Origin of the sequence: Actinomadura rupiterrae (assembly GCF_024172125.1) — a bacterium.
Classification (GTDB): Bacteria; Actinomycetota; Actinomycetes; order Streptosporangiales; family Streptosporangiaceae; genus Spirillospora; species Spirillospora rupiterrae.
The window spans coordinates 675,141-696,119 of sequence record NZ_JAMZEA010000002.1; the positions used below are offsets into that span (position 1 = coordinate 675,141).

At 71.1% G+C, this 20,979-nt stretch carries 23 protein-coding genes and 1 pseudogene; 10 read left to right on the plus strand and 14 right to left on the minus strand.

Going from position 1 to position 20,979, the window contains the following annotated elements; all coding sequences use genetic code 11:
• Positions 1-59 precede the first annotated feature (59 nt).
• The 4 genes from FHU30_RS07625 to FHU30_RS07645 are packed head-to-tail and all read left to right on the plus strand — an operon-like array spanning position 60 to position 2,099.
• On the plus strand, positions 60-911 hold the full coding sequence (locus FHU30_RS07625; RefSeq protein WP_253873392.1) for a helix-turn-helix domain-containing protein: 852 nt from the start codon (positions 60-62) through the stop codon (positions 909-911).
• Complete coding sequence (locus tag FHU30_RS07630; protein ID WP_253873394.1) at positions 908-1,111, plus strand: DUF397 domain-containing protein; 204 nt, start codon at positions 908-910, stop codon at positions 1,109-1,111. Before FHU30_RS07625 ends, FHU30_RS07630 begins: the two co-directional genes overlap by 4 nt.
• Positions 1,108-1,512, plus strand: coding sequence for a DUF397 domain-containing protein (locus FHU30_RS46930; protein ID WP_308211226.1), 405 nt, complete (start codon positions 1,108-1,110; stop codon positions 1,510-1,512). Before FHU30_RS07630 ends, FHU30_RS46930 begins: the two co-directional genes overlap by 4 nt.
• A gap of 32 nt (positions 1,513-1,544) precedes the next feature.
• Positions 1,545-2,099: a hypothetical protein gene (locus tag FHU30_RS07645; RefSeq protein WP_253873396.1), complete on the plus strand. Its 555-nt coding sequence runs from the start codon at positions 1,545-1,547 to the stop codon at positions 2,097-2,099.
• On the opposite strand, the gene FHU30_RS07650 is transcribed toward FHU30_RS07645, so the two are convergent.
• The 3 genes from FHU30_RS07650 to FHU30_RS07660 form a co-directional block, all read right to left on the minus strand.
• Positions 2,100-2,744 (minus strand): hypothetical protein, encoded by a 645-nt coding sequence (locus FHU30_RS07650; RefSeq protein WP_253873398.1) that lies wholly within the window; start codon positions 2,742-2,744, stop codon positions 2,100-2,102.
• Between the two features lie 274 nt (positions 2,745-3,018).
• Entirely contained in the window at positions 3,019-3,906 is an 888-nt protein-coding gene (locus FHU30_RS07655) for a methyltransferase domain-containing protein (protein WP_253873400.1), read from the minus strand.
• Between the two features lie 109 nt (positions 3,907-4,015).
• Positions 4,016-4,453, minus strand: coding sequence for a nitroreductase family deazaflavin-dependent oxidoreductase (locus FHU30_RS07660; RefSeq protein ID WP_253873402.1), 438 nt, complete (start codon positions 4,451-4,453; stop codon positions 4,016-4,018).
• An 80-nt stretch (positions 4,454-4,533) separates the two neighbouring features.
• On the opposite strand from FHU30_RS07660, the gene FHU30_RS07665 reads away from it, so the two are divergent.
• Positions 4,534-4,869, plus strand: a complete 336-nt coding sequence (locus FHU30_RS07665) for an ADP-ribosylglycohydrolase family protein (RefSeq protein ID WP_253873404.1) — start codon at positions 4,534-4,536, stop codon at positions 4,867-4,869.
• A 226-nt stretch (positions 4,870-5,095) separates the two neighbouring features.
• Complete coding sequence (locus tag FHU30_RS07670) at positions 5,096-5,809, plus strand: hypothetical protein (protein WP_253873406.1); 714 nt, start codon at positions 5,096-5,098, stop codon at positions 5,807-5,809.
• A 51-nt stretch (positions 5,810-5,860) separates the two neighbouring features.
• Here the strand turns inward: FHU30_RS07670 and FHU30_RS07675 are convergent, their stop codons facing one another.
• From FHU30_RS07675 to FHU30_RS07705, 7 genes are all read right to left on the minus strand, one after another.
• Entirely contained in the window at positions 5,861-7,336 is a 1,476-nt protein-coding gene (locus FHU30_RS07675) for an alpha/beta hydrolase (protein ID WP_253873408.1), read from the minus strand.
• An 81-nt stretch (positions 7,337-7,417) separates the two neighbouring features.
• On the minus strand, positions 7,418-8,041 hold the full coding sequence (locus FHU30_RS07680; RefSeq protein WP_253873410.1) for a hypothetical protein: 624 nt from the start codon (positions 8,039-8,041) through the stop codon (positions 7,418-7,420).
• A gap of 111 nt (positions 8,042-8,152) precedes the next feature.
• On the minus strand, positions 8,153-8,524 hold the full coding sequence (locus tag FHU30_RS07685; protein ID WP_253873412.1) for a hypothetical protein: 372 nt from the start codon (positions 8,522-8,524) through the stop codon (positions 8,153-8,155).
• 148 nt (positions 8,525-8,672) lie between these two features.
• Positions 8,673-9,524, minus strand: a complete 852-nt coding sequence (locus FHU30_RS07690) for a class I SAM-dependent DNA methyltransferase (protein ID WP_253873414.1) — start codon at positions 9,522-9,524, stop codon at positions 8,673-8,675.
• 58 nt (positions 9,525-9,582) lie between these two features.
• Complete coding sequence (locus tag FHU30_RS07695) at positions 9,583-10,182, minus strand: DinB family protein (RefSeq protein WP_253873416.1); 600 nt, start codon at positions 10,180-10,182, stop codon at positions 9,583-9,585.
• A 91-nt stretch (positions 10,183-10,273) separates the two neighbouring features.
• Positions 10,274-10,861, minus strand: coding sequence for a DinB family protein (locus tag FHU30_RS07700; RefSeq protein ID WP_253873418.1), 588 nt, complete (start codon positions 10,859-10,861; stop codon positions 10,274-10,276).
• 5 nt (positions 10,862-10,866) lie between these two features.
• Positions 10,867-11,694 (minus strand): MBL fold metallo-hydrolase, encoded by an 828-nt coding sequence (locus FHU30_RS07705; protein WP_253873420.1) that lies wholly within the window; start codon positions 11,692-11,694, stop codon positions 10,867-10,869.
• Between the two features lie 201 nt (positions 11,695-11,895).
• On the opposite strand from FHU30_RS07705, the gene FHU30_RS07710 reads away from it, so the two are divergent.
• From FHU30_RS07710 to FHU30_RS07725, 4 genes are all read left to right on the plus strand, one after another.
• A complete protein-coding gene (locus FHU30_RS07710; protein ID WP_253873422.1) occupies positions 11,896-12,381 on the plus strand; it encodes an NUDIX hydrolase in 486 nt (161 codons plus the stop codon).
• Between the two features lie 105 nt (positions 12,382-12,486).
• Complete coding sequence (locus FHU30_RS07715) at positions 12,487-13,212, plus strand: hypothetical protein (RefSeq protein WP_253873424.1); 726 nt, start codon at positions 12,487-12,489, stop codon at positions 13,210-13,212.
• A 109-nt stretch (positions 13,213-13,321) separates the two neighbouring features.
• Positions 13,322-13,903, plus strand: a complete 582-nt coding sequence (locus tag FHU30_RS07720; protein ID WP_253873426.1) for an RNA polymerase sigma factor — start codon at positions 13,322-13,324, stop codon at positions 13,901-13,903.
• Entirely contained in the window at positions 13,900-14,865 is a 966-nt protein-coding gene (locus FHU30_RS07725) for a hypothetical protein (RefSeq protein ID WP_253873428.1), read from the plus strand. Before FHU30_RS07720 ends, FHU30_RS07725 begins: the two co-directional genes overlap by 4 nt.
• A 66-nt stretch (positions 14,866-14,931) precedes the next feature.
• Here the strand turns inward: FHU30_RS07725 and FHU30_RS07730 are convergent, their stop codons facing one another.
• The 4 genes and pseudogenes from FHU30_RS07730 to FHU30_RS07745 all read right to left on the minus strand — a co-directional run bounded on the left by FHU30_RS07730 (position 14,932) and on the right by FHU30_RS07745 (position 20,817).
• Positions 14,932-16,200 carry a flavin-dependent oxidoreductase gene (locus FHU30_RS07730; protein ID WP_253873430.1) on the minus strand — a complete coding sequence of 423 codons (1,269 nt, stop codon included), beginning with the start codon at positions 16,198-16,200 and terminating at the stop codon, positions 14,932-14,934.
• Between the two features lie 985 nt (positions 16,201-17,185).
• A pseudogene (locus tag FHU30_RS07735) lies at positions 17,186-17,947 on the minus strand (ABC transporter ATP-binding protein); the annotation flags it as partial.
• Between the two features lie 94 nt (positions 17,948-18,041).
• On the minus strand, positions 18,042-19,670 hold the full coding sequence (mdlC, locus tag FHU30_RS07740) for a benzoylformate decarboxylase (RefSeq protein ID WP_253873432.1): 1,629 nt from the start codon (positions 19,668-19,670) through the stop codon (positions 18,042-18,044).
• A gap of 163 nt (positions 19,671-19,833) precedes the next feature.
• The gene (locus FHU30_RS07745; protein WP_253873435.1) at positions 19,834-20,817 is read right to left on the minus strand and encodes an ABC transporter substrate-binding protein; all 984 of its coding nucleotides are present in this window, start codon (positions 20,815-20,817) and stop codon (positions 19,834-19,836) included.
• Positions 20,818-20,979 lie beyond the last annotated feature (162 nt).

The window sequence follows — 20,979 nt, forward strand, 5'->3', positions numbered from 1 at the left end:
TCATGATTCTTTGGTGGAAGCGGTTGCCGCGGTTCGCGCCGCTGATCCATGCTCCGGTCATGACCGGTATCAAGAGCCCTACGGTGCGTCACCGCCGCCTGGCCCGCGAGCTGCGCAAGCACCGCGAGCGCGCCGGACTGACCACCGAGGCCGCCTCCGACCAGCTCGGCTGGTCGCGCTCCAAACTCGTCCGCTTCGAGGCCGCCCGCACCCGCCCCACCGCAGCGGACGTCCATGCGGCCCTCGACCTCTACGGCGCCGACATGACCGAACGCGCCGCACTCGCGGAACTGGCCCGCCAAGCCCGCCAACGCGGCTGGTGGACGGCCTACTCGGACGTCTTCCAGTCCTCCTACGTGGCCCTCGAAGACGAAGCTTCCGCGATCTCGTCATGGCAGACGAGCCATATACCCGGCCTTCTCCAGACCGAGGGATATGCGCACGCTCTGCTTGGGTCGGGAATCCGTCAGGAGAGCGCGAATGACTTGGATCGGCGAGTCCAGGCCCGAATCGCCCGGAAGGCACTGCTCGTACGTTCGGCGGCACCGACCCTCCACGCCATCCTCGATGAGTCCGTCCTGAGACGCGGGCTAGAGACCGAGGTCATGCGCGAACAGCTGCTCGCACTTGGATCTGCGGCCAGGCGTCCCAACGTGACCATCCAGGTGCTGCCGTACTCGACGGGCATGCATCCCGGGCTCACCAGCTCTTTCGTAGTCTTTGACTACGAGGAGCAAGAGGACCTGTCGGTCGGCTATGTGGAGTCGGTAGGCGGCGAAATCTACCTTGAGAGCGCGCCGGATGTGCGAGATATTAAGCTTCGGTTCGACACGATCCGTCGCGCGGCGCTGCCTCCGGAGGAATCGGTGGAGTTCATCGCCGCCGTCATGAAGGAGCGTCCGTCAGTATGAACGCTTACGCGGCAAGCCGAACCATCTGGCGAAAGAGCAGCTACAGCTCGGCGGAGCATTCTGACTGCGTGGAGCTCTCCGACCTGGGTGCTGCCGTATCGGTCCGTGACTCCAAAGACCCTCATGGTCCGAAGCTCGCCGTCGCCTCCGCAGACTGGCGCGCCCTGACAGATGCGATCAAGCGACGCCCGTTCGCATGAGAACCGCCCACTCGCAACGAGGCACCTGGCGCAGGAGCAGTCACAGCACGCCAACCGGCTCCGATTGCGTCGAGGTCGCCAACCTCGCCGGAGCGGCCATGCTCGTCCGAGACTCGAAGGACCCGAACGGGCCGAGGCTGCCGATCCGTCCCGCTGCTTGGGACGCTCACATCCGCGATCAAGCAGCGTCCGACTCCATGAACACCCCTGGCCCGTACCGCATCGCTTGGCGCAAAAGCAGCCACAGCAGTCCTACCGGTTCCGACTGCGTTGAGGTCGGGGTGTTCATCGGGGCTACGGTTGTGCGCGACTCGAAGGACCGGCGCGGTCCGAGGCTTATCGTGCCGGCGCGCGAGCGGCGTGCGTTCGTTGCGGCGATCAAGGAGCGTCTTCGCCCCTGAGCCGGTCAGCGGCGTGGCAGCTTGGCGGGGCTATGAGGATGAAGGCGGTGCGGCGCGCGTCCTTCACTTGGTTTCCGCTGTCCTTCGGAGTGGCGCTCTGGCTCGGCGCTTGGACCGGATTCCTGGTTGAGGGCGCCCAGAACGGAGCGTGGGTCGCGGCCTTGGTCCTCGCGGTCTCGCTGACCGCCATCTGGTCGGTGGGCTGGGGAAACGCCGTCCGGTACAGCGACACTCACGTGTCGGTGACGAACGGCGTGATCACGCGGCGCGTGGCTTGGCAGGACGTGATGCGCGTGCGCGTCGGCAAGCACGAGGGCCTGGTCATCTGGGTCCGGGACGGGCAGGAACTGCATTCCGTCCAGTACGGCAAGTCCTTGATGGGCGACGTCCTCGGCTACCGCACGTACCAACACGCCCGGGAGGTGTTGGAGACCGCGCGCCAAACCGCCATTGCTGAAAACCTCGGCGCGCGCACCAACCCCGTCCGCGTGGAGACGACGCTCTGGTGGCGTCCACCCCTCATTGCCGCGCTCGCCCTAGCGACTTCTTTCGCGCTGGCCCTAGCCCTCTCGACCACTCTCAACTGACTACCAATCGAGAAGCAACATGTAACCCTCGGCCGCGGACTGCTGCATCCAGTTGAGGCACTCGGCGAACCACTGGTCGTCGAGGCCGCGTTGCACGAACTCCTCGAACGTCATCGGTTTTGTGACGCGCCGCTTCTGGCTTCCGGGAACGGCGGCGTTCCAAGCCTTGGCGAGTTCGAGAAGCGGCGGAAGGCCGTCCAACGACACCGGCACCGGAGGCAGGGCACCCCACAAAGGTGCAGCTGGGACGGCTGGAACGGGCGTGGCAAGGATTTGTTCGCGAGTTTCGACCAAGGCCGGCCGCAGTGCCCAAGCGTTGGTCCGCGAACGCGCGGCCGCCGCGCGCTCGCGCAGCTCGGACCAGTCCCCCGCAAACTCCCAGCGCGTCCTATAGGAATGCCAAGCCCGCAGGTAATCATCATGTTGCCCGGCTCGAACCTCGTCCAGATGAGCGCGCCAGGAGCGCACCGCAATCGCCGCCTGCGCAGGCAGGAAGCCACGGTACGCGTCCAACCTCCACTCCGCAGGCAGCAGCGGATGAAGCACGACCGGGTTCACGCGATGGCAGCACCCGTACTCGATTTCAACAAGCGCGTCCAATTCCTGCGTGGCCAGCCGCGCAAGCCCCAGCGCCCCCGCCTCCACAGGACGAACCAGGTGATCGAACTCGCCCTCGTACCGTCCAACCCCAGTCGCCGCGAACGCCGCAGCCTGCCTCTGGACGGCGGAATCAAGCTCACTCCGCCCAACCTTCGGCTTCGGCCGCCCTCGAACCCACTCCACACCCACGCAAACGGACACTAGCCCCGTCGACCGGACGGGCGGTCAGACTTTCCCCGTGCCCCGGCACCCCGGACAGGGGCGTTCTACTTGCCGCTGCCGTTGCACATGGAGCAGGGCGTGCTGAGTCTGCCCATGGTCACTTCCTGAGAGGGGACGAGGGGGAGTCGAGCCAGACGTACTGACCCTGCCGCGTGACGGAGAGGCCGAATCGTTCGGGGCCCGGTCGCCCCCACTTGTTCCAGTGCTGGACGGCCGCTTCCAGCTCGTCCCAGAGGTCGCGTGGACCGCGTTGCTCGACCAGAGCGCCGGTGCCGTCGGGCGGGAACACGGCGAGAGCGTGGGAGTCGTTCCAGCGTGCCGCAACGCGGAGCGTGCCGTCGGGGCCGGTGACCGCGTGGCCCTGGACGTCCGGCAGGAGCCCCGCGATCGCCAGGGACAGCCCCTCGGGCGCGGCTGAAAGTTCGGACGGATCGAGCGTGCTCGTGCCGGTCCGCGGCGCGCCCGTGATCGGGTCTTCGGCCGGACGCTGGGAGCGCATCAGCATGAACCCGGACGTCCCGTGGAAGCGTCCGGACGCGGCCCCGTCCTCGATGCGGAGCCGGACCAGGTGGCCCGTCTGCCAGCCGGGCATCCACGGCAACACGATCACGCCGCCGGGCCTGGCCTGCTCTACCCACGTGTAGGGGACCGTCCGCACGCCGCAGGAGACGTGGACGCGGTCATAGGGCGCGCTCTCCGGATGCCCGAGCGCGCCGTCGCCGACGACCACGTGCGGGGTGAGGCCGAGAGCTTCGAGGTTCGCGCGGGCCTGCGCCGCCATGGCCGGGTCGATCTCGACGCTGACGACGTGCCCGGCCCCGAGGCGCGCGGAGATCAGTCCGGCCGTCCAGCCCGTGCCGGTGCCGATCTCCAACACCGCATCGCCCTCGTCCGGAGCGAGCAGGTCGAGCATCGCGACCACGAGGCCGGGGGCCGAGCACGAACTCGTCGCTACCGCGAACGGCCGCGTGCCGCGTCCGCCCACGCGTCCGGAACGGCCACCCCGTCGAAGTCCACGCCGACATCGTATGCAGGTCGTCACATGCCGTCATGGCTACGAAGTTCAGGCCCCGGGCGGCCTCACGACAGGAGGCTCAGGCTGGGACGAAAGTGCTGATCAGGGCGGTGCGATCCGGAGCACCGGAGACGCGCAGGGCGGCTGGGAGGTCGGGGGAGTCGGCGGGGAGGACGCGCGGATCGCGCAGGTCGTAGCGCTTGCCGCGGTGGACCATCACGGCCGTTCCGGCGGCCTGGATGTTGCGGACCCAGTCCGCGTCCGGGCCGTAGTTCAGCATCACCAGGACCTGGTCGTCCGCGATCAGGACCATGACCGGCGTCTCGTAGACGCGGCCCGACTTGCGGCCCTTGTGCTCGATGACCGCGTAGTTGCGCAGCCGCGGTGCCCAGAGGCGCTGCACCGGATTCGTTGCGTACTTGTTGAAACGCGCGATGGCACGCATGGTGCCCGGGCCCAAGAACGTCGCCGTCCGCCCACCCAGCCTGGCGAACGCGATCGCGAACCTGCTCGGCATGCGTGCAGCCTCCTCCCCGTCCACACCACGGTCAAGTAGACGGCAATGTTCCTTTGCTCACTGCCCCCGCTCGTCCGGCGATGGATACCCACTCCTTGCCGCCCGAGCCGTGGCAGTGGACGGACGACACCGAGATGGCCTGCTCGGTCTACCTGACTCTCGCCGTCCATGGGGGGATCGAGCAGGACGCGCTTGCCGCGTCGTTCGCCGCTCGACACGACTTCGATCGCGGATACGGGCCGGCCACGAATCGGATGCTGCGGCTCGTCCGGGAGGGCGGCGACTGGCGAGCGCTCGCCTCCGAGCTGTTCGACGGCTCGGGGTCTTGGGGGAACGGCGCGGCGATGCGGGTCGCGCCGCTCGGTGCCTTCTTTGCGGACGATCTGGGCTGCGGCTGCGGCGGGCGGCGACATTGATACGAACTGCGCGATTGTCGGCGGCATCGTTGCTTCCGCCCCGATCCAGTTGCCTGCGACATGGTGTGGCGCGGTCGAGTCGCTGCCTGATTGGGCGTCCGGGGGGCCGTTGTCGGGGTGCGGGTGAGTGGAGAATTTTGCTGGGAGGGGGATCTTGGCGGGGCGCTGGTTCGTCTCAGTGCGCATGAGAAACAAGATTGTCGCTGCGGGGGCGGCCACTGCCCTCATGGCGTCTCCGGCGGTGGCCGATGCCGCCGCTCCGGTGCCCTCGGTCGCGGACGCGGCCAAGGTCGCCAATGTGCTCAAGCCCGGTCAGGCGCTGAAGGCCGGGCACTACCTCCGCTCGCACAACCGCAAGTACCTCCTCGCCATGCAGACGGACGGGAACCTCGTCCTCTACAAGGGGAAGTCGCCGCTCTGGTCGTCCAACACGGCGGGGCACAAGGGCGCGTTCGCGGGCATGCAGACCGACGGGAACCTGGTCGTCTACAAGGGGCGGACGCCGCTGTGGGCGTCCAACACCGGCGGGCAGCGCGGGGCGTTCCTCGCCGTCCAGGACGACTCGAACCTCGTGATCTACAAGGGCCGGACGGCGCTGTGGTCGCGGTGGATGTACGTCGGGGTGCTGCCGTCCGGGATGGCGCTGAAGGCCGGGCAGTACGTCCGGTCGCCGAACTCGAAGTACCGGCTGGTCATGCAGACGGACGGCAACCTCGTCCTCTACACGGGCAGGAGCACCGCGCTGTGGTCGACGGTCACCGCGCGGCACCCGGGCGCGTTCGCGGCCATGCAGACGGACGGGAACCTGGTCGTCTACAAGGGCCGGACGCCGCTGTGGAGCAGCGGGACGCAGGGCAAGGGCGCGTTCCTCGCCGTCCAGAACGACGGGAACGTCGTGATCTACAAGGGGCACACCGCTCTCTGGAGCCGTCACCACTGATGAGGTGACGCGAGGGGGTGGACGTTGCGGGGCGTCCACCCCCTCGGCCTTTCACGCCGTGCAGTGGACGGACGGCAGCCTGCCGCTGATGAGGTAGCCCGCCTCGGCGTCGCGGGCGCAGGCGGAGTTGAAGAACGCGGTGTGGCCGATGACGTCGGCGACGAGCAGGCCGCTGCCGGCGATCTCGCGGTGCAGGCCCTGCGCCCAGACCAGCGGCGTGGACGGGTCGTGCCGCGTGCTGGCGACCAGGACGGGCGGGACGCCGGTGATCCTCCGGGCCGTCCACGGGTCGGACGCGGGCAGCGGCCAGGACGCGCACAGGTCCGTCATCAGCCACGCCTCGGACGCGCCGCCCGTGTGCGGGGACAGAGCGCGGACGTGCTTGAGCCTTGCGGCGGCGTCGGCGTAGCCGCGGAGTTGGGGCGGGAAGTCCTGGCAGCCGATTGCGGCGTAGGCGTCCTGGGGCTGGCCTACTGCGGAGTTGTCGGCCATGGCGGAAGCGTCCCCGGCTCGTGCGCGCGCGATGGCATCGCCCAGCGCGGGCCAGGTCGAGGGGAGCACGGTACTGGTCGGGCCGAGAAGCAGCAGGTTCGTCAGGACCATCCGGATCGCCTCGTCGTTCACCCTCGTCGCACCGCCCTGGGCGTGCGGGGCGGGGATCGGTTCGCGGGCGGCGCGGGCGAGCAGGTCGTCCCAGACCTTCGTGACGTTCTGGCCGTGCAGCGCGCAGGACGTCGTGGCGGAGCACCACCGCGCGAAGAGGCCGAACACGCGGGAGACCTCGGACGCCTCCTGGTAGAGGAAGGCGCGCGGGCCGACCGCGTGGTCCATCGCGCCGTCCAGCACCATCGTGCCGACGCGCTGCGGGAACAGCCGCGCGTAGGTCTGGCCGAGGAACGTCCCGTACGAGACGCCCAGGAAGCTGATCTTCTTCTCGCCGAGCGCGACGCGGATCGCGTCCATGTCGCGGGCGGCGCTGGGCGTGTCGACGTTCGCGACGAGGCCGGGCGCGGAGTGCTTCACGCAGGACGTCCCGTACGTCCTGCTCTGTCGCTGGATCGCGGCGAACTGCGTGCCGTTTTTCGGGAAGACCGGAACGCGCGGCGAGAGGCCGGGCCCGCCGCAGGACACGGCGGTGCTCTTGCCGACGCCGCGCGGGTCGAAGCCGACGATGTCGAAGCGGTCCTGGAGCGCCTTGGGCAGCAGGACGCGCCCGTACTCGGAGATCGATTCCGCGCCCTCACCGCCGGGCCCGCCGGGGTTGAACAGCAGCGAACCGAGGCGATGCCTCTTGTCGAGCGCGGGCAGGCGGGACAGGTGCAGCGAGATGGACCGTCCGTGCGGGTCGGCCCACGACAGCGGCACGCGGATGTCCGCGCACTCCGCCGGGTTCGGCCCCTTCGCCGCGTCCGGACACCGGCTCCACTTCGGCGCGGCCGGTGCGGCCGCCGCGGCCACGGCCCCTGACAGGGAGGCGGCCGCCGCCAGCCCGGCGATCCCGGCGGCCACCCAACGTGATCTCGTCATACGAGGGACGCTACAGAGCCCGTCCCGTCCTGCCATCCGCCCGCGGGCCGAGACGCCCTCAACCCACGGACGGAGAGCGCGTCACGTCCCTGCGTGCGGCGGGACGCCCGGCTGCTGCGAGGGGCCGTCCGGCCCGGCCTGCTGCTGCGGCGGGACGCCTGGACCCGGGTACGGCGGAGGAGGCGGGGGCGGGAGAGGCGCTCCGGGCGCGGGTGCGGAGGGGGTGGCCTTCGCGTTGCGCAGGGTCATGAGCGCGGTCAGGGCGCCCGCCGCGAGCGGGACGGCCAGGATGGCGGCCCAGTTGAGCAGCCTGTAGACGTCGGCGTACTGGATGGACGCGCCGAACCGGACCTCAAGGGACTGCTGGCCGAGCTCCATGACCGCGTCGCCCAGCAGCCAGCCCACCCGCTCGGCGATGAGCCCGCCGACGGCGGCGGCGATCGGGGCGATCGGCCCCTGGGCCTTGGCGACCACGAACGCGATGGCCATGACCAGGCCGAGGCCGACCGCCCCGACGAGCCGGAGGCCGTAGAAGCCCCAGATCTGGGCGAGGTTGGAACTCAGTACGTACGAGATGAAGAGGACGACGAACGCGGCGATGGTGGTCACGACCGTGCCACCGGCGAACGCGGCGATGAGTCGTCCGGGCGGACCGCTGGGTGCGGACGCCTGCGGGGGGAAGGGGGGAGGTCCCGGCTGGTTCACCCGGCCATTGAACAGCCGTTCGGTTTCGGACGGCAACGGCCTGGCCGAACGCGGAAGGTTAAGACTTCGTGAAGCGAACGCCGGCCAGGGCCCTCGGATTCGTCCGGCCCGCTAGACGAGCCGGTGGTAGTGAAGGTCGGTCAGCCCATTGCTGGGATTGTACGTGCAGTAGTAGTGGAGCGTGGGGTTCTGGGAATTGAGCCAGAGCGCGGTGCCTTTGCACACCCAGCAGTTGGGAAAGCTGCCGTCGAATGCGTCACCGGGGTTCGCCTGCGTGGGCAGCCCGCAGTCATTGGACGCCAGCGTTGCCGCAGAGGCGGGCGCCGACGAGACCGGAAGCGTGAACAGGAATGCCGAGCCGACCACTGCCACCGCGGTCACGAGCGTCTTGACCAGGTGCTTTGCCGTGGACGCGGGCGCGCTCGCGACCGGATCCCCGTCACGGGTTCTCGCGTTGGGCAGGGCCCTGATGCGTAGGGACATCGCACTTCCTTTCCCTGGGCGGGCCATGGGTGTGCCCGCCATGTGATCCGACCTCCTTTGAATAGGCTGCGGATTGTCCAGTCGCAATGATCCTGGACAATGCGAACGGCATGGTTGTCCAGACGCCCGGCCGAATCCGGTGCGCGGACTACGAACTCGGGAGGCGGACGGCGGTTAGGGCGTGGGTGGTGAAGTTCATGGTGAAGGAGCCGCCGAGGGTGTCGACGGCGTCACCGAGAGCGTCCAGGAGTTCGTTCATCTTGGGCTCGGGGATGCGGGGGGCGACGCCGGTCGTGGGGACGTGGTCTAGCCACTCGTCGCGCGTGTAGGTGCGCGTCCACTCGTAGGTCCAGATTTCGGGTTCGGTGAAGGCGGACGTCGCGCGGATGCCGTCGGACGCCTTGTCCACGATGGCCGAATGCCCGCTCGCGGCGGCCTGCGGCCGGTTCAGGATTTGCAGCTCCGGGAGGACGCGGGCGTAGACGGCGTCGAACGCCTCGGCCGCCGCCGGCTCCGGCGCGAAGATGTGCCAGAACGCGGCGAGCACTCCGTCCGGGCGAAGGATCATGGCCGCTTTCGCCGCCGCGGAGTCCGGCTCCAGCCAGTGCCAGGTCGTCGCGGACACGACGGCGTCGAACGTGCGGCCGGACGCGTCCCATTCCTCGAACTTCGCGACCTCCGCGTCCAGGCCGCGGGAGCGGGCGAACGCGACCATGCGCTCGTCCACGTCCACGCCGAGGACCTCGCACCCCGCCGCCTGGAACTGCCGTGACGCGATCCCCGTCCCGCAGCCGACGTCCAGCACGACCGGCCCGGCCCCGCCTGCGCGGGACGCGGCGGCGACGATCCGGGTGATGAGCGCGTCGGGGTAGCCGGGGCGGGCGCGGTCGTAGCGTTCGGCGGACGCGCCGAAGGACTCGGCCATCTCGCGGGCCTGGTGGGCCTCGCGGCCCTCGAACGGGTGCGGCTGCCGGGGCGTGCCGGACGGTAGAGTGGGCATGCGCCCACACTAGTGGGCGCCCGCCCACTTCCGTCAAGGCGAGCCGGGCCGGGAGCGGTTACGTGCGGGAGTTGGCGGCGGCGGTCTTGGCGGCCTGTTCCAGCTTGTTCCGGTACTCGTGCCACCAGGTGCCGTCGCCGTCCGGGAGGTTGTCGCGGCCGACGCGCATGCCCACGGCGCCGTCGATCAGCTCGCGGGCGACGTCCGCGTGGCCGGCGTGCCGGTGCACCTCGACCGCGACGTGGACGAGGATCTGGTCGAGTGTGACGTCGGCGCGCTCGTCCGGCCACCACGGGACGCGGCCAGGGGAGTCCAGCGGGAGCTCGGTGATCGTCGCGTCGGCATGGGCGCGGACGCGCGCGTACAGGCCGAGGATGTCCTCGCGCGACTCGTCCGGGGTGGCCCACATGTCGGCGTTGTCCTCGGCGTCCTCCTCGATCCAGGCGAGGCGCTCGGGGAAGGGGCGCCCGAAGGTCGCGCCGAAATAGCCCGCCTCGACCCCCGAGAGGTGTTTCACCAGGCCCAGAAGGTTGGTTCCGGTCGGGGTCATCGGGCGGCGGACGTCGTACTCGGACAGCCCTTCGAGCTTCCAGAGCAGCGCGTCCCGCCCGAAGTCGAGGTATCGGTGCAGGTGGTCCTTGGTGCCGGGTCGTGTCATGCGCTCAGTGTGGCGACCGGCGCGGACGGTTCCAAACGGTTTGACGTCCGCTCTGAACGGTCAGCCGCCCGCGGCGGCGAGTTCCAAGCGGTCAGGCGTCCGCGGCGGCCTGCTTGGCGGCGCGCTCCACCTTCGCGTGGTGCTCCGCCCACCAGGCGGCGTCGCCCTCGGCCATGTTGCCGCCGTCCGGGCGCTGCCCGACCGCGCCGTCCGCCAGCTCGCGGACGATGTCGGCGTGCCCGAGGTGCCGGTGCGTCTCGCCGATCATGTGCACGAGGACGCGGTGCAGCGTCAGTTCCACCTTGTCGTCCCAGGGGACCCGGCCGAGCGCGTCCGGTTCCAGCGCGGCGATCGTCTCGTCCGAATGCCGCCACGCCTCGCGGTAGCCGTTGACGATCTGCTCGCGCGACTCGTCCGGGGTCGCCCAGAGGTCGGCGTTGGGCTCGGCGTCGCCCGTGATCCACAGCCCGGGGCCGTCGAACGGCCGGCCGAACATCGCGCCGAAATAGACCGCCTCCGCGCCCGTAAGGTGTTTCACCAGGCCCAGAAGGTTGGTTCCGGTCGGAGTCATCGGGCGGCGGACGTCGTATTCGGACAGCCCGTCCAGCTTCCAGAGCAGCGCGTCCCGCGCGTCCTGGAGGCACACCTGGAGATCGGCCTTGGCGTCGAATGCGGTCATGCCGGTCATCCTGCCGGGGTTCCGGCGGCGGCGCGGTCGAACTCCACTTCGTCGTGGGCGCAGAAGACGTCCACCTTGCCGCCGCGGGCCAGCTCGTTCAGCCGCGCGACGTTCCGCAGCCGCTCGGCGCGGTCGGCCTGCAGCATCACCTGGAACGCGCCGATCAGCGGCGGGCAGGACGGCGCGGGCGCCATCTGGGCCCGGTTGAAGTACGCGTCGCCGGCGTGCAGCAGCCAGCCCTCGGACGTCTCGACCGCGACACCGGTGTGCCCGCGCGTGTGCCCGGCCAGCGGCACGACCAGGATCGACGACGGCAGGCCCGGCAGGTCCCGGACGGCCGAGAACCCGAACCAGCGCTCGCCGCTCGCCTCGTGCGCCACCCAGTCCGGCCCGTGCGCCCAGTCCGGCGCGTGGTACCGCGACTTCTCCAGCATCGTCGCCGGACGGACCGCCGCGTCCAGCTCGGTCGCGCTCACGTGCACCTTCGCGTGCGGGAAGTCCCGCAGCCCGCCCGCGTGGTCGAAGTCCAAATGGGTCAGGACGATATGCCGGACGTCCTCGGCCCGATATCCGAGCCGCTCGATCTGCCGGACGGCCGTTTCGGCCTCGTCCAGTACCGGCCGGACGAACGTCCGGATCCCGGGGTTCAGGGCTTTCGGACGCCGCACGTCCTCCGTCCCGAGGCCGGTGTCGACGAGCACCAGGCCGTCGTCGGTTTCGAGCAGCAGGCAGTGGCACACGATCCGGGCCTGCCCGAGCACGCTCCCGTTCCCGCTGATCAGCCGCCCGCCGAACGGCCGCATCGTCCCGCAATTCAGATGGCGAATCCGCATGCCCGAAACCTACTAGCCGGTAGGCGCCGGTCACCATCCCCTAGATGAACATCACTGTTCGATTGATCCGCGCCCCGCCGGCGTCCCCCGGGCGGCGCGCATCCCCGGCGCATCCCCGGCGCATCCCGGGCGCATGGCGGGTGAGATGGGGAAGATCGCCGGGTTTAGGGTGTGCGCAGGCGAGTGGAGGCGGGTGGGCGGGTGACCGATTACGTCAGCGAACTGCGGCGGCTCGTCGGGACGCGGCCGTTGCTGCTGCCCGGCACGTCGGTGGTCCTGGTGGACGAGGGCTGGCGGCTGCTGCTCCTCGACCGCGCGGACGGCGCCGGCTGGTGCCTGCCGGGCGGCCTGATGGAGCCGGGCGAGTCGTTCGAGGAGACCGGGCGGCGGGAGGTGCGCGAGGAGACCGGCGTCGAGATCGGCGAGATGACGCTGCTCGACGTGTTCTCCGGCGCCGAGTACTACTACCGCTTCCCGCACGGCGACGAGATCTACAACGTGACCGCCGCCTACCTCGCCCGCGTCCGCTCCGACATCGACCTGGTCCTGGACCCGCGCGAGGCGAGGGCGGCCCGCTTCTACGACATCGACGACGTCCCGGACGAGATCATCGCGCCCGAACGCCCGATCATCGCCCGCTACGCCGCCCACCTGATGTCGAGCCGCCCGTCCAACGCCGGCGACTGACCCGACCGCCCCGAACGTCCAGAAGCCCGTCCGCGGGCTCATCTGAGTATCTGAGCGGATGCGAGGGGCGGGAATGGGCTCGATGATGGGCGGATGCTCCGATTCATGCCCTTCGTGGTGGTTCTCGTCTCCCTGGCCGGGTGCGCGGCCATGCCGTCCGCCGAGGAGCAGGCGGCCTCGGTCGCCCGCGACAAGGCCCGGCGGGCGGGCAACGTGCTGCGCGGAGGGCCGCAGGTCCGCGCGCAGGACATCGCCCACCGCGCGTCCGAGCTGGACGGCACCGAGGTCATGAACGTGTCCGGGACGTCCCTCCGCGACAAGGGCGGTGTCCGGCTGGTCGTCCGCCTGGAGGGGCAGAGCACGGAGGCGTTCGGCGGGAACGAGATCCGCGTGAAGCGGTGCTTCGAGCTCAGGGTCGACCAGGAGACGCCCTTCGACACCGCCCCGCCGCAGGTGAGGTGCCCGGCGTCCGCGCCGCTCCGGTTCGGGCCCTGGCCGAAGGGTCCCCGGCTGCCGTCCGAAACCAGCCTCCGGAAGGCGATCCCGGCCGTGCCGCCGCGCGGACGCGCCGACGAGGGCACGATCCGGCAGGCCGTGGAGCGGATGCGGCTCGACCCGGCGATCAGCGTCCGCTACCTGACCGAGGACGACACGGTCGGCGTCTCGCTGACGGTCAGACCGTCCGCTCCGAACGGCCCGCTCGACTGCGTGCTGGTCAGCGTCGCGCCCGGCAAGACCGACGTGTTCGTCCCGTCCACCGTCCAGCGCATGCCCGGCGAGGCCGGATGCGAGCCCGGGAACGCCGTCCACCCGATGCCGCCACCCCACTGAGACCCGCTCCAGGCCCCGCCGAGAACTCGATCCGGGGTTGCGGGCGACAACGGGTGTGCGAACCCACATCCCGACCCGAGAAGGACGTCATGGCCCAGGGGATCAGCTCATGACGGCCGCGGTCACACCCGGGCCCCCGCAGGCCGGCCGGCTGGACGACGCGGCGCTCATCGGGCTCTCGCTGGACGAGCCCGAATGGTTCGCGGTCCTGTTCGACCGGCACGGGGGCCGCATCCACGACTACGCGGCACGGCGGCTCGGCGTCCAGGCCGCCGAGGACATCACGGCCGAGACCTTCTACACCGCGTTCCGCCGCCGCGGCTCCTACGACCGGACGCAGCCGCACGCGCGGCCCTGGCTCTACGGCATCGCGAGCAGGCTCATCGCCCGCCACCACCGCGCCGAGGAGCGCTACCTGCGCGCCCTCCACCGGACGGGCGTGGACCCGCTGCCCGAACCCATGGACGACGCCGTGGTGGAACGCGTCGCGGCCCAGGCGGAGCGGCGGCTCGCGGGGGCGGTCGCGAAGCTCAACCCCGGCGACCGCGACGTCCTGCTCCTGGTCGCGTGGGGCGACCTGTCGTACGAGGAGGTCGCGACCGCGCTGGAAGTGCCGATCGGCACCGTCCGGTCGCGCTTGTTCAGAGCGCGCCGCAAGATCCGCGCCGCGCTGGAGGGAACCGGACGATGAACGAACTCGACGAGCTGAACGAACTGAAGAATCTGCGTGCCGCACCGCCGGAGATGTCCACCCAGACCCGCCACGAAATCCGCGCCCGCCTCCTCGCCCTCTCCGAAACACCGGGAGACGCGCCTGGCGTGCTGGACGTGGCGGGCCGCCGGAGCGGAGGGCGCGGGACGGCGGGATGGCGGCGGTCGCTGCTTCCGGTTGCGGCCGCGGTCGTGCTCACCTTGGGGATCGGCGTCGGAGCCGCGGCGCTGCGCGGGGGCTCGGACGGCGGCCACGTCCAATCGCCCGCCTACCGCTCGCCGCGGCCGCACCAGTGGCTGTACGTCCACCGGATCAACGCGGGCGGCTGGAACATGAACTACTGGTGGAAGGGTGTCGACTCGAAGACGACCGAGCAGCTGGACACCTGGGACCGCGTGGACGGCCTGTCGCACGCCTACATCAACAGCAAGGGCGCGCTGAGCGTCATGCCCCCGCCGGACGGCAGGACGGTCAGGGTGCAGGTCCCCGCCGGTGGCAAGGCGTTCAACCTGACCAACTACGACAAGCTCCCCGCCGAGCCCGATGCGCTCCTCCGCGAGTTCTACGCCGTCCACTACCCGAACCAGGTCGGCAGGACCGGGCCGCGCGACGTGTTCGAAGACCTGACCGAGATGCTGCAGAAGCCGATCTCGCCCCGGCTCCGGAGCGCCGCCTACCAGGCGCTCTTCAAGATCCCCGGGGTGGCCGTGCGTCCCGGCCTCGCCGACCAGATCGGACGGCGCGGCGACGGGTTCTCCTGGGACGACGGGGGCGACCGGGAGACCTTCATCTTCGATCCGGAGAGCCACCGGTTCCTCGGCGGCGGCGAGGACGCGACCCGCGACTTCAGCCGCGGCAGCGTGCACGTGAAGAAGGGCACCCTGCTGATGTGGTACTCGGTGACCGAATACAAGATCGTCGACAGGCCCGGCCAGCGGTGACGCGACCGCCGCGTCCGTCCGGGCATGAGGCGCTCGGACGGACGCGGCGTGTGGCGGACGCGCCGCTCAGGCGGGCGGGGTGACCGTGTAGGACGGGCGGGTGTTGAGGAGTTCGGCGTCCTGGAAGGACGTTCTGCGGTAGGCGCTGGAGATGCCGGCCAGTTCGTCGGGGGTCAGGACGTCCTCGACGCGGGTGAAGCCGTCCGGGGCGCGATCGGCGACCGTCTGCAGGACGTGGTCGACAGGCATGTCGCGGCAGGCGAGGACGATCGCGTTGACCGGTTCGCGGCGCGTGTCCTCGTAGGCGAGGAGGCCCTTGGACGGGTCGTCCGCGCGGGCCAGTTCGTAAGCCAGGACGCGGGCGTCGAGGATCGCCTGCGAGCCGCCGTTCGACCCGACCGGGTACATCGGGTGCGCGGCGTCGCCGAGGAGCGTGACGCAGCCGCGCGTCCAGGACGGGAGCGGGTCGCGGTCCACCATCGGGTATTCGAGGACGGCGTCCGTCCGGGAGAGCAGGTCCGGGACGTCCAGCCAGTCCCAGCACCAGCCGTCGAAGTGGGGGAGGACGTCTTCGAGGCGGCCCGCGCGGTTCCAGTCGACGGCCCCGGCGGCCGCGTCCGGCTCGCGGACCTCGGCGACCCAGTTCAGCAGGGCGCGGCCGGTCTCGCGCTCGGTCCGCGCCGAGATCGGGTAGACGACGATCTTGACCGTGGCGTTGCTGCCCGCGACGACCATCGTCCGCCCGTCCAGCACCGGGTCGGCCTCGACGACGCCGCGCCACATCCGGATGCCGTTCCACAGCGGCGCGCCTTCGCCCGGGTTCAGGACGCGCCGGACCGTCGAGTTCAGGCCGTCTGCCCCGACGAGGACGTCCGCCTCAACCGTTTCCTCAGCGCCCGTCCCGCGGTCCCTGAGACGCGCGCGCACGAGGTCGTCCTCCTGCTCTAAGCCGAGAAGGCTCCATCCGCAGCGGACGGCCTCCTCGCCTAAGCGCTCGCGGACGGTCCCCAGCAGCGCCATCTGCAACTCGCCGCGGTGGATCGAATACTGCGGCCACCGGTAGCCGAGCGCCATCCCGCGCGGCTCGGCCCAGATCAGCCCGCCGTGCCGGTCGAAATGCGACATCTGCCCGGTCGGGATCGCGAGGTCGGCGAGCGTGCCGCCGAGGCCCAGTTCCGTCAGCTCGCGGACGGCGTGCGGCAGCAGGTTGATGCCGACGCCGAGCGGGCGGGGTGCGGCGACCGACTCGACCACGGTCGCCGCGATTCCGTTCGCATGCAGGGCGAGCGCCGCGGTCAGCCCGCCGACGCCCGCCCCGACCACCAGGACGCGCATCCTCCGCGCCCTACTCCGCCGACCGCCGCCGCGACCGCGACCGCGACGCGGCCTGCACGACCGTCGCCGGCTTCCGCCCCGACCGCGCCCCGGCCGCACCGTCCGCGTCGTCCGCCTCGCCGTCGCCTTCGTCCGCCTTGGCCTCGTCCGCGTCCGGCTTGACGCCGTTTGCGCCCGCCTTCGCGTCCGCGTCGTCCTTCGCGTCCGCGTCGCCCGCCTTGCCGGACTTCGCGTCGTCGGCCTTGTCCGCGTCGGCCTTCGCATCCGCGTCGTCCGGCTTGGCGTCGACGGCTTCGCCTGCGTTCTCGGCGTCGTCGGACTTGGCCTCGGGGCCGGACGGCTTCTCGTCCGCGTCCTTGCCAGTCGGCGCCTCAGCGTCGGCTTCCGGCTTCGCCTCGTCCTTCACGCTCTCGTCGGACGACGTGGCATCGGCCTTCGCCTCGTCAGCCTCGGCCTCGCCCTCGGCCTTCGCGGCGTTCGGCTTCGCTGCCGCTGCGACGACGGTGGCCTTCTCGCGCGACTTTCCGCGGCCCCAGCGGCGGCGCTTGGGCTCGGCTGCCTGCGCTTCCGCCTCAGCCTCGGCCTTCGCCTCGTCCGCCTCGCTCGTAGCGTCGCTCTTGGCCTCGTCGACCTCGTCCTGAGCGTCGGCCTTGGCCTTGGTCACCTGAGCCTTGGCTTCGGACTTGGCCTCAGCGACCTTGGCCTTGGCGTCGGTCTTCGCGTTGTCGATCTCTTCCTTGGCGTCGGCCTTCGCGTCGTCGGCCTCGGTCTTCGCGTCGGCTTTGGCGTCCTCGATCTCGGTCTTCGCCTTCGCCTTGGCGTCGTCGGCCTCAGCCTTGGCGGCGGGCTCGGCTTCCGCGGCCTCGGTCTTCGCGTCGGCCTTCGGCCCGTCCGCCTTGGGCTTGGCCTCGGGCTTGGATTCCGTTGCGGCGGGCGTCTTCGGCTCGTCCGACGCGGCCGGCTCGGTCGCCTCGTCGGGCTCCGAGGCCGCGGGCTTGGGGGTGCTGCGGATGAGGCGGCCGACCTCGGCGCGCATGCGGATGAACTCGGGGTTCGCGCGGGTCTCGATCTGGTCGCGCTCGCTCGGGAGGTCGACGACCAGGTCGGCCTTGACGCCGGCCGGGGACTTGCCGAGGACGACGACGCGGTCGCCGACGTAGACGCTCTCGTCGATGTCGTGGGTGACCAGCAGGATGGTCATCTTCTGCGAGCGGTGCAGGGCGAGGACCAGGTCCTCCAGGTCCTCGCGGGTCTGCGCGTCGACGGCGCCGAACGGCTCGTCCATCAGCAGCAGGGACGGCTTGTACGCCAGCGCCCGCGCGATCGCGACGCGCTGCTGCATGCCGCCGGACAGCTGCCAGTGGTACTTGCGGCCCGCGTCCGGGAGGCCGACCTCGGCGAGCGCCTTCTCGGCGGCCTCGCGGCGCTGCGAGCGGGACAGGCCCTTGCGCTTCAGCGGCAGCGCCACGTTGTCGCGGACGGTCAGCCATGGGAACAGCGAGCGGCTGTAGTCCTGGAACACCACGGCCAGGTCGTCCGGGACGCCGTCGATCGGCCTGCCGTTGAGGGTGACGGTCCCGCCGGTGGGCCGGATCAGCCCCGCGATGCAGCGCAGCAGCGTGGACTTGCCGCAGCCGGACGGCCCGACGAGGCTGACCAGCGAGCCGTCCTCGACGCTGAGAGTGAGGCCGTCGATCGCCGTGTGCCCGTCGGCATAGGAATGGGTGAGGTCGGCTATCTCCAGCACGAGCGTCCTCTTCTCGGAGTTGGGGAAGGCCGCGGCCACCCCGTCGTTGGGGAAGTCCGGGGCCGCCCCGCGGGCGGGGCGGCCCCGGGTCGGGTCATTGGGCCCAGGGCTGGTACGCGGGGGCGTTGTCCGAGGCCACGGTGATGTCGAGCAGGAACGGCCCGGAGTGCGCCAGGGACTCCTCCAGGGCCTTGTCCAGCTCGGCGGGCGCGCCCACCCGCCGGCCGGGGACGCCGAGGCCCCCGGCGACCGCGGCGAAGTCCAGCTCGGGGATGTCCGAGCCGGGCGGGTTCGGCATGCCGAGCCGCCGGCCGAGCGCCTTGACCGCGCCGTAGCCGCTGTTGTTCAGGATGAGGATCGTCAGCGGCACGTCGTGCTGCGCCGCCGTCCACAGCGCCTGGACGGAGTACATCATCGAGCCGTCCCCGATGACCAGGGCGATGCGCTCGCCGGTTCCGGCCTGCGCCGCCTCCAGCGCGCGGCCCACCGCGAGCGGCAGGCCCCAGCCGAGCGCGCCGCTGCCGGTGGTCAGGAACCCGCCGGTCTGGTTGACCGGGACGCGGGCGTGGAAGGCGTCCCGGTAGCTCGGGACCTCCTCCACGATGACGGTGCCCTCGGGCAGCGCCGCGCGGATCGAGTCCAGGACGAGCCCGACGTCCATCGGCTCGCTCGGCTCGGGCGTCGCGGGCAGGACGCGCGGCTGCGGCAGGGGCCGGCGGAGCCGGTCCGCCGCGGTGTCGTCGATCTGCCCGAGCAGCGCCCGCACGGCCGGCCTGACCGTGGTGAGCAGGCTGGTCCCGGTGGGCGTCCACGCGGTCTGCTTGGGGTCGCAGTCCAGGTGGAACAGCCGCACGCCCGGCGGGACGAACGGGCCCTCGCCGTGCACGTGGTAGGCGAACACCTGCGCGCCGAGGACGACGATCAGGTCGTGCTCGGCGAGCCGCCCGACGATGTGCTCGCGGACGGGCGGCAGGAAGCCGCGGAACAGCTCGTGCGTCTCGTCGAACCCGGACCGGCCGGACAGCGGCGCGATCCACACGTGCGAGCGGGTCCGCTCGGCCAGCTCGACGACCTCGGGCATGGCCTGCTCGTCGTCCACGCCCGACCCGACGACCAGCACCGGGTTGCGCGCGGTGTTGAGCGCCTCGGCCAGCTCGGCGACCGCCTCCGGGGACGCGGTGAAGTCGGTGCGCACCTCGCGCACCTCGACCGGCTCGGCCGGCCGGTCCCAGTCGTCCTCGGGGACGGACAGGAAGACCGGGCCGCGCGGGTGCGTCATCGCGATCCGGTGCGCCTCGGCCAGCGCGGCCGGGACGTCCTCGGCGCGCGCCGGCTGGATGCTGGACTTGACGTACGGGCGGGGGAACTCGGCCGGCTCGTCCGCGCCGAGGAACGGGCGGTACGGCAGCATCGCGCGGCCCTGCTGGCCGGCGATGATCACGACGGGCACCCGGTCCCGGTAGGCGTTGAAGACCGCGCCGAGCGAGTGCCCGACACCGCCCGCCGAGTGCAGGCTGGCGAGCCCCGCGCGGCCGGTGCCGAGGGCGTGCCCGGCGGCGGCCGCGACGGCGACCGTCTCCTGCAGCGCGAGGACGTACTCGAAGTCGTCGGGCCAGTCGGTGAACATCTTCAGCTCGGTGGAGCCGGGGTTGCCGAAGATGGTCGTCATGCCCACCCGACGGCAGTAGTCGTAGAAGGCGTCGCGGACCGTGTATTCCGTCATGACGGGGAAGTGCCTTTCACTTGCTCTTGCCGTGCCGCCTGGTCAGGCGGGTGGGGTACGGCCTGTGCCGTGCGGGCCGCCCGGGCGCGTGCCGCCCGGGCCGTGCCCTGCGGGCCGCCCGGGCTCGTGTCGCGGGCCGCCCGGGCGCGTGCCCTGCGGCCGGTCAGGACTGCGGGGTGAACAGCAGCGACTTGATGTCCGGCTTGCTCTTGAGCAGCTTCGCGGCGTTCATCAGGTCCACCACGCGCTGGAGCCGGGTGTCGTTGTTGGACGTCGGGTAGCCCGGCAGGGTGATGACCGGCGCGACCTGCGCGGGGATGTGCGCGTAGCCGGGCAGCACCTGCTCGACCTGCTTGCGGTCGCCGGCGGCGATCGCCTGCGCCTTGAGGATCGCGCGCTGGAACGCCGCGGCGAGCTTGGGGTTCTTGGAGGTGAACTCCTGGGTGCTGACGTAGCCGGAGATCGGCATGTCCTTCACCGGCTCGCTGCCGCCGTCGACCACGACCCGGTCGCCGCTCTTCTTCTGCGCGTCGGACAGGAACGGCTCGACCATGTGCGCCGAGTCGATGTCGCCCTTGTCGAGCGACTGGCCCATCTGCGGGAACGGCACCTTGACGTACTTGATCTTCGTCGGGTCGACGTTCTTGGCGCGCAGGATCGCGTCCAGCGTCAGGCTCTGGATGTTGTTGGGGATGTTGACCGCGACGGTCTTGCCCTCCAGGTCCTTCGGCTCCTTGATCGGGGAGTTCGCCTTGACCACGACGTTCATCATGTTCGAGGTCAGCGTCGCGCCCTCGTTGAGGATCTTCAGGTGCAGCGCGCCCTGGTCGTTGGCCTGCAGGAAGGACACGTAGTTCGCGCCGGCGATGACGTCCACCTGGCCGGCCTTCAGCGCGGGCAGCGCCTGGATGGACTGCTGCACCGGCTTGATGCTGACCTTCAGGCCCTCGGCCTCGAACAGCTTCTTGTTCTGCGCGATGTACAGCGCCGCGCCGTCCACCAGCGGCAGGGCGGCGACGGTGATCTTGCCGCCGTGCTCCAGGCCCTTGCCCTTGTCGGACTTGTCGTCCCCGCCGCAGGCGGCGAGGGAGGACCCGGCGAGCGCGATGCCCACCACGGTGGCGGTGAGTCGACGAAGCGACCGCATGTGTACTCCTTGAATCTTGCGGGGGAGGGAACTAGCGGGGGTCGGGAGCGATCGGCGGGGGGACCGGTATCGGGGGCGGGGGACGGCGGACGGGGCGTGCGGGTGCCGTGGCGGACGGCCCGGACCGTTGACCCGGCCCGTCCGCCCGGCGGACGCGGCTCG

What these genes read in the sequence shown, in the direction of transcription:
- FHU30_RS07695 (WP_253873416.1), bottom strand. Translation starts at nt 10,182, where the DNA reads ATGACACGACCCGGCACCAAGGACCACCTGCACCGATACCTCGACTTC.
- FHU30_RS07715 (WP_253873424.1), top strand. Translation starts at nt 12,487, where the DNA reads ATGCCCTTCGTGGTGGTTCTCGTCTCCCTGGCCGGGTGCGCGGCCATG.
- FHU30_RS07630 (WP_253873394.1), top strand. Translation starts at nt 908, where the DNA reads ATGAACGCTTACGCGGCAAGCCGAACCATCTGGCGAAAGAGCAGCTAC.
- FHU30_RS07670 (WP_253873406.1), top strand. Translation starts at nt 5,096, where the DNA reads ATGGCGTCTCCGGCGGTGGCCGATGCCGCCGCTCCGGTGCCCTCGGTC.
- FHU30_RS07625 (WP_253873392.1), top strand. Translation starts at nt 60, where the DNA reads ATGACCGGTATCAAGAGCCCTACGGTGCGTCACCGCCGCCTGGCCCGC.
- FHU30_RS07645 (WP_253873396.1), top strand. Translation starts at nt 1,545, where the DNA reads ATGAGGATGAAGGCGGTGCGGCGCGCGTCCTTCACTTGGTTTCCGCTG.
- FHU30_RS07705 (WP_253873420.1), bottom strand. Translation starts at nt 11,694, where the DNA reads ATGCGGATTCGCCATCTGAATTGCGGGACGATGCGGCCGTTCGGCGGG.
- FHU30_RS07725 (WP_253873428.1), top strand. Translation starts at nt 13,900, where the DNA reads ATGAACGAACTCGACGAGCTGAACGAACTGAAGAATCTGCGTGCCGCA.
- FHU30_RS07745 (WP_253873435.1), bottom strand. Translation starts at nt 20,817, where the DNA reads ATGCGGTCGCTTCGTCGACTCACCGCCACCGTGGTGGGCATCGCGCTC.
- FHU30_RS07665 (WP_253873404.1), top strand. Translation starts at nt 4,534, where the DNA reads ATGGATACCCACTCCTTGCCGCCCGAGCCGTGGCAGTGGACGGACGAC.
- FHU30_RS07690 (WP_253873414.1), bottom strand. Translation starts at nt 9,524, where the DNA reads ATGCCCACTCTACCGTCCGGCACGCCCCGGCAGCCGCACCCGTTCGAG.
- FHU30_RS07660 (WP_253873402.1), bottom strand. Translation starts at nt 4,453, where the DNA reads ATGCCGAGCAGGTTCGCGATCGCGTTCGCCAGGCTGGGTGGGCGGACG.
- FHU30_RS46930 (WP_308211226.1), top strand. Translation starts at nt 1,108, where the DNA reads ATGAGAACCGCCCACTCGCAACGAGGCACCTGGCGCAGGAGCAGTCAC.
- FHU30_RS07720 (WP_253873426.1), top strand. Translation starts at nt 13,322, where the DNA reads ATGACGGCCGCGGTCACACCCGGGCCCCCGCAGGCCGGCCGGCTGGAC.
- FHU30_RS07700 (WP_253873418.1), bottom strand. Translation starts at nt 10,861, where the DNA reads ATGACCGCATTCGACGCCAAGGCCGATCTCCAGGTGTGCCTCCAGGAC.
- FHU30_RS07730 (WP_253873430.1), bottom strand. Translation starts at nt 16,200, where the DNA reads ATGCGCGTCCTGGTGGTCGGGGCGGGCGTCGGCGGGCTGACCGCGGCG.
- FHU30_RS07675 (WP_253873408.1), bottom strand. Translation starts at nt 7,336, where the DNA reads ATGACGAGATCACGTTGGGTGGCCGCCGGGATCGCCGGGCTGGCGGCG.
- FHU30_RS07685 (WP_253873412.1), bottom strand. Translation starts at nt 8,524, where the DNA reads ATGTCCCTACGCATCAGGGCCCTGCCCAACGCGAGAACCCGTGACGGG.
- mdlC (WP_253873432.1), bottom strand. Translation starts at nt 19,670, where the DNA reads ATGACGGAATACACGGTCCGCGACGCCTTCTACGACTACTGCCGTCGG.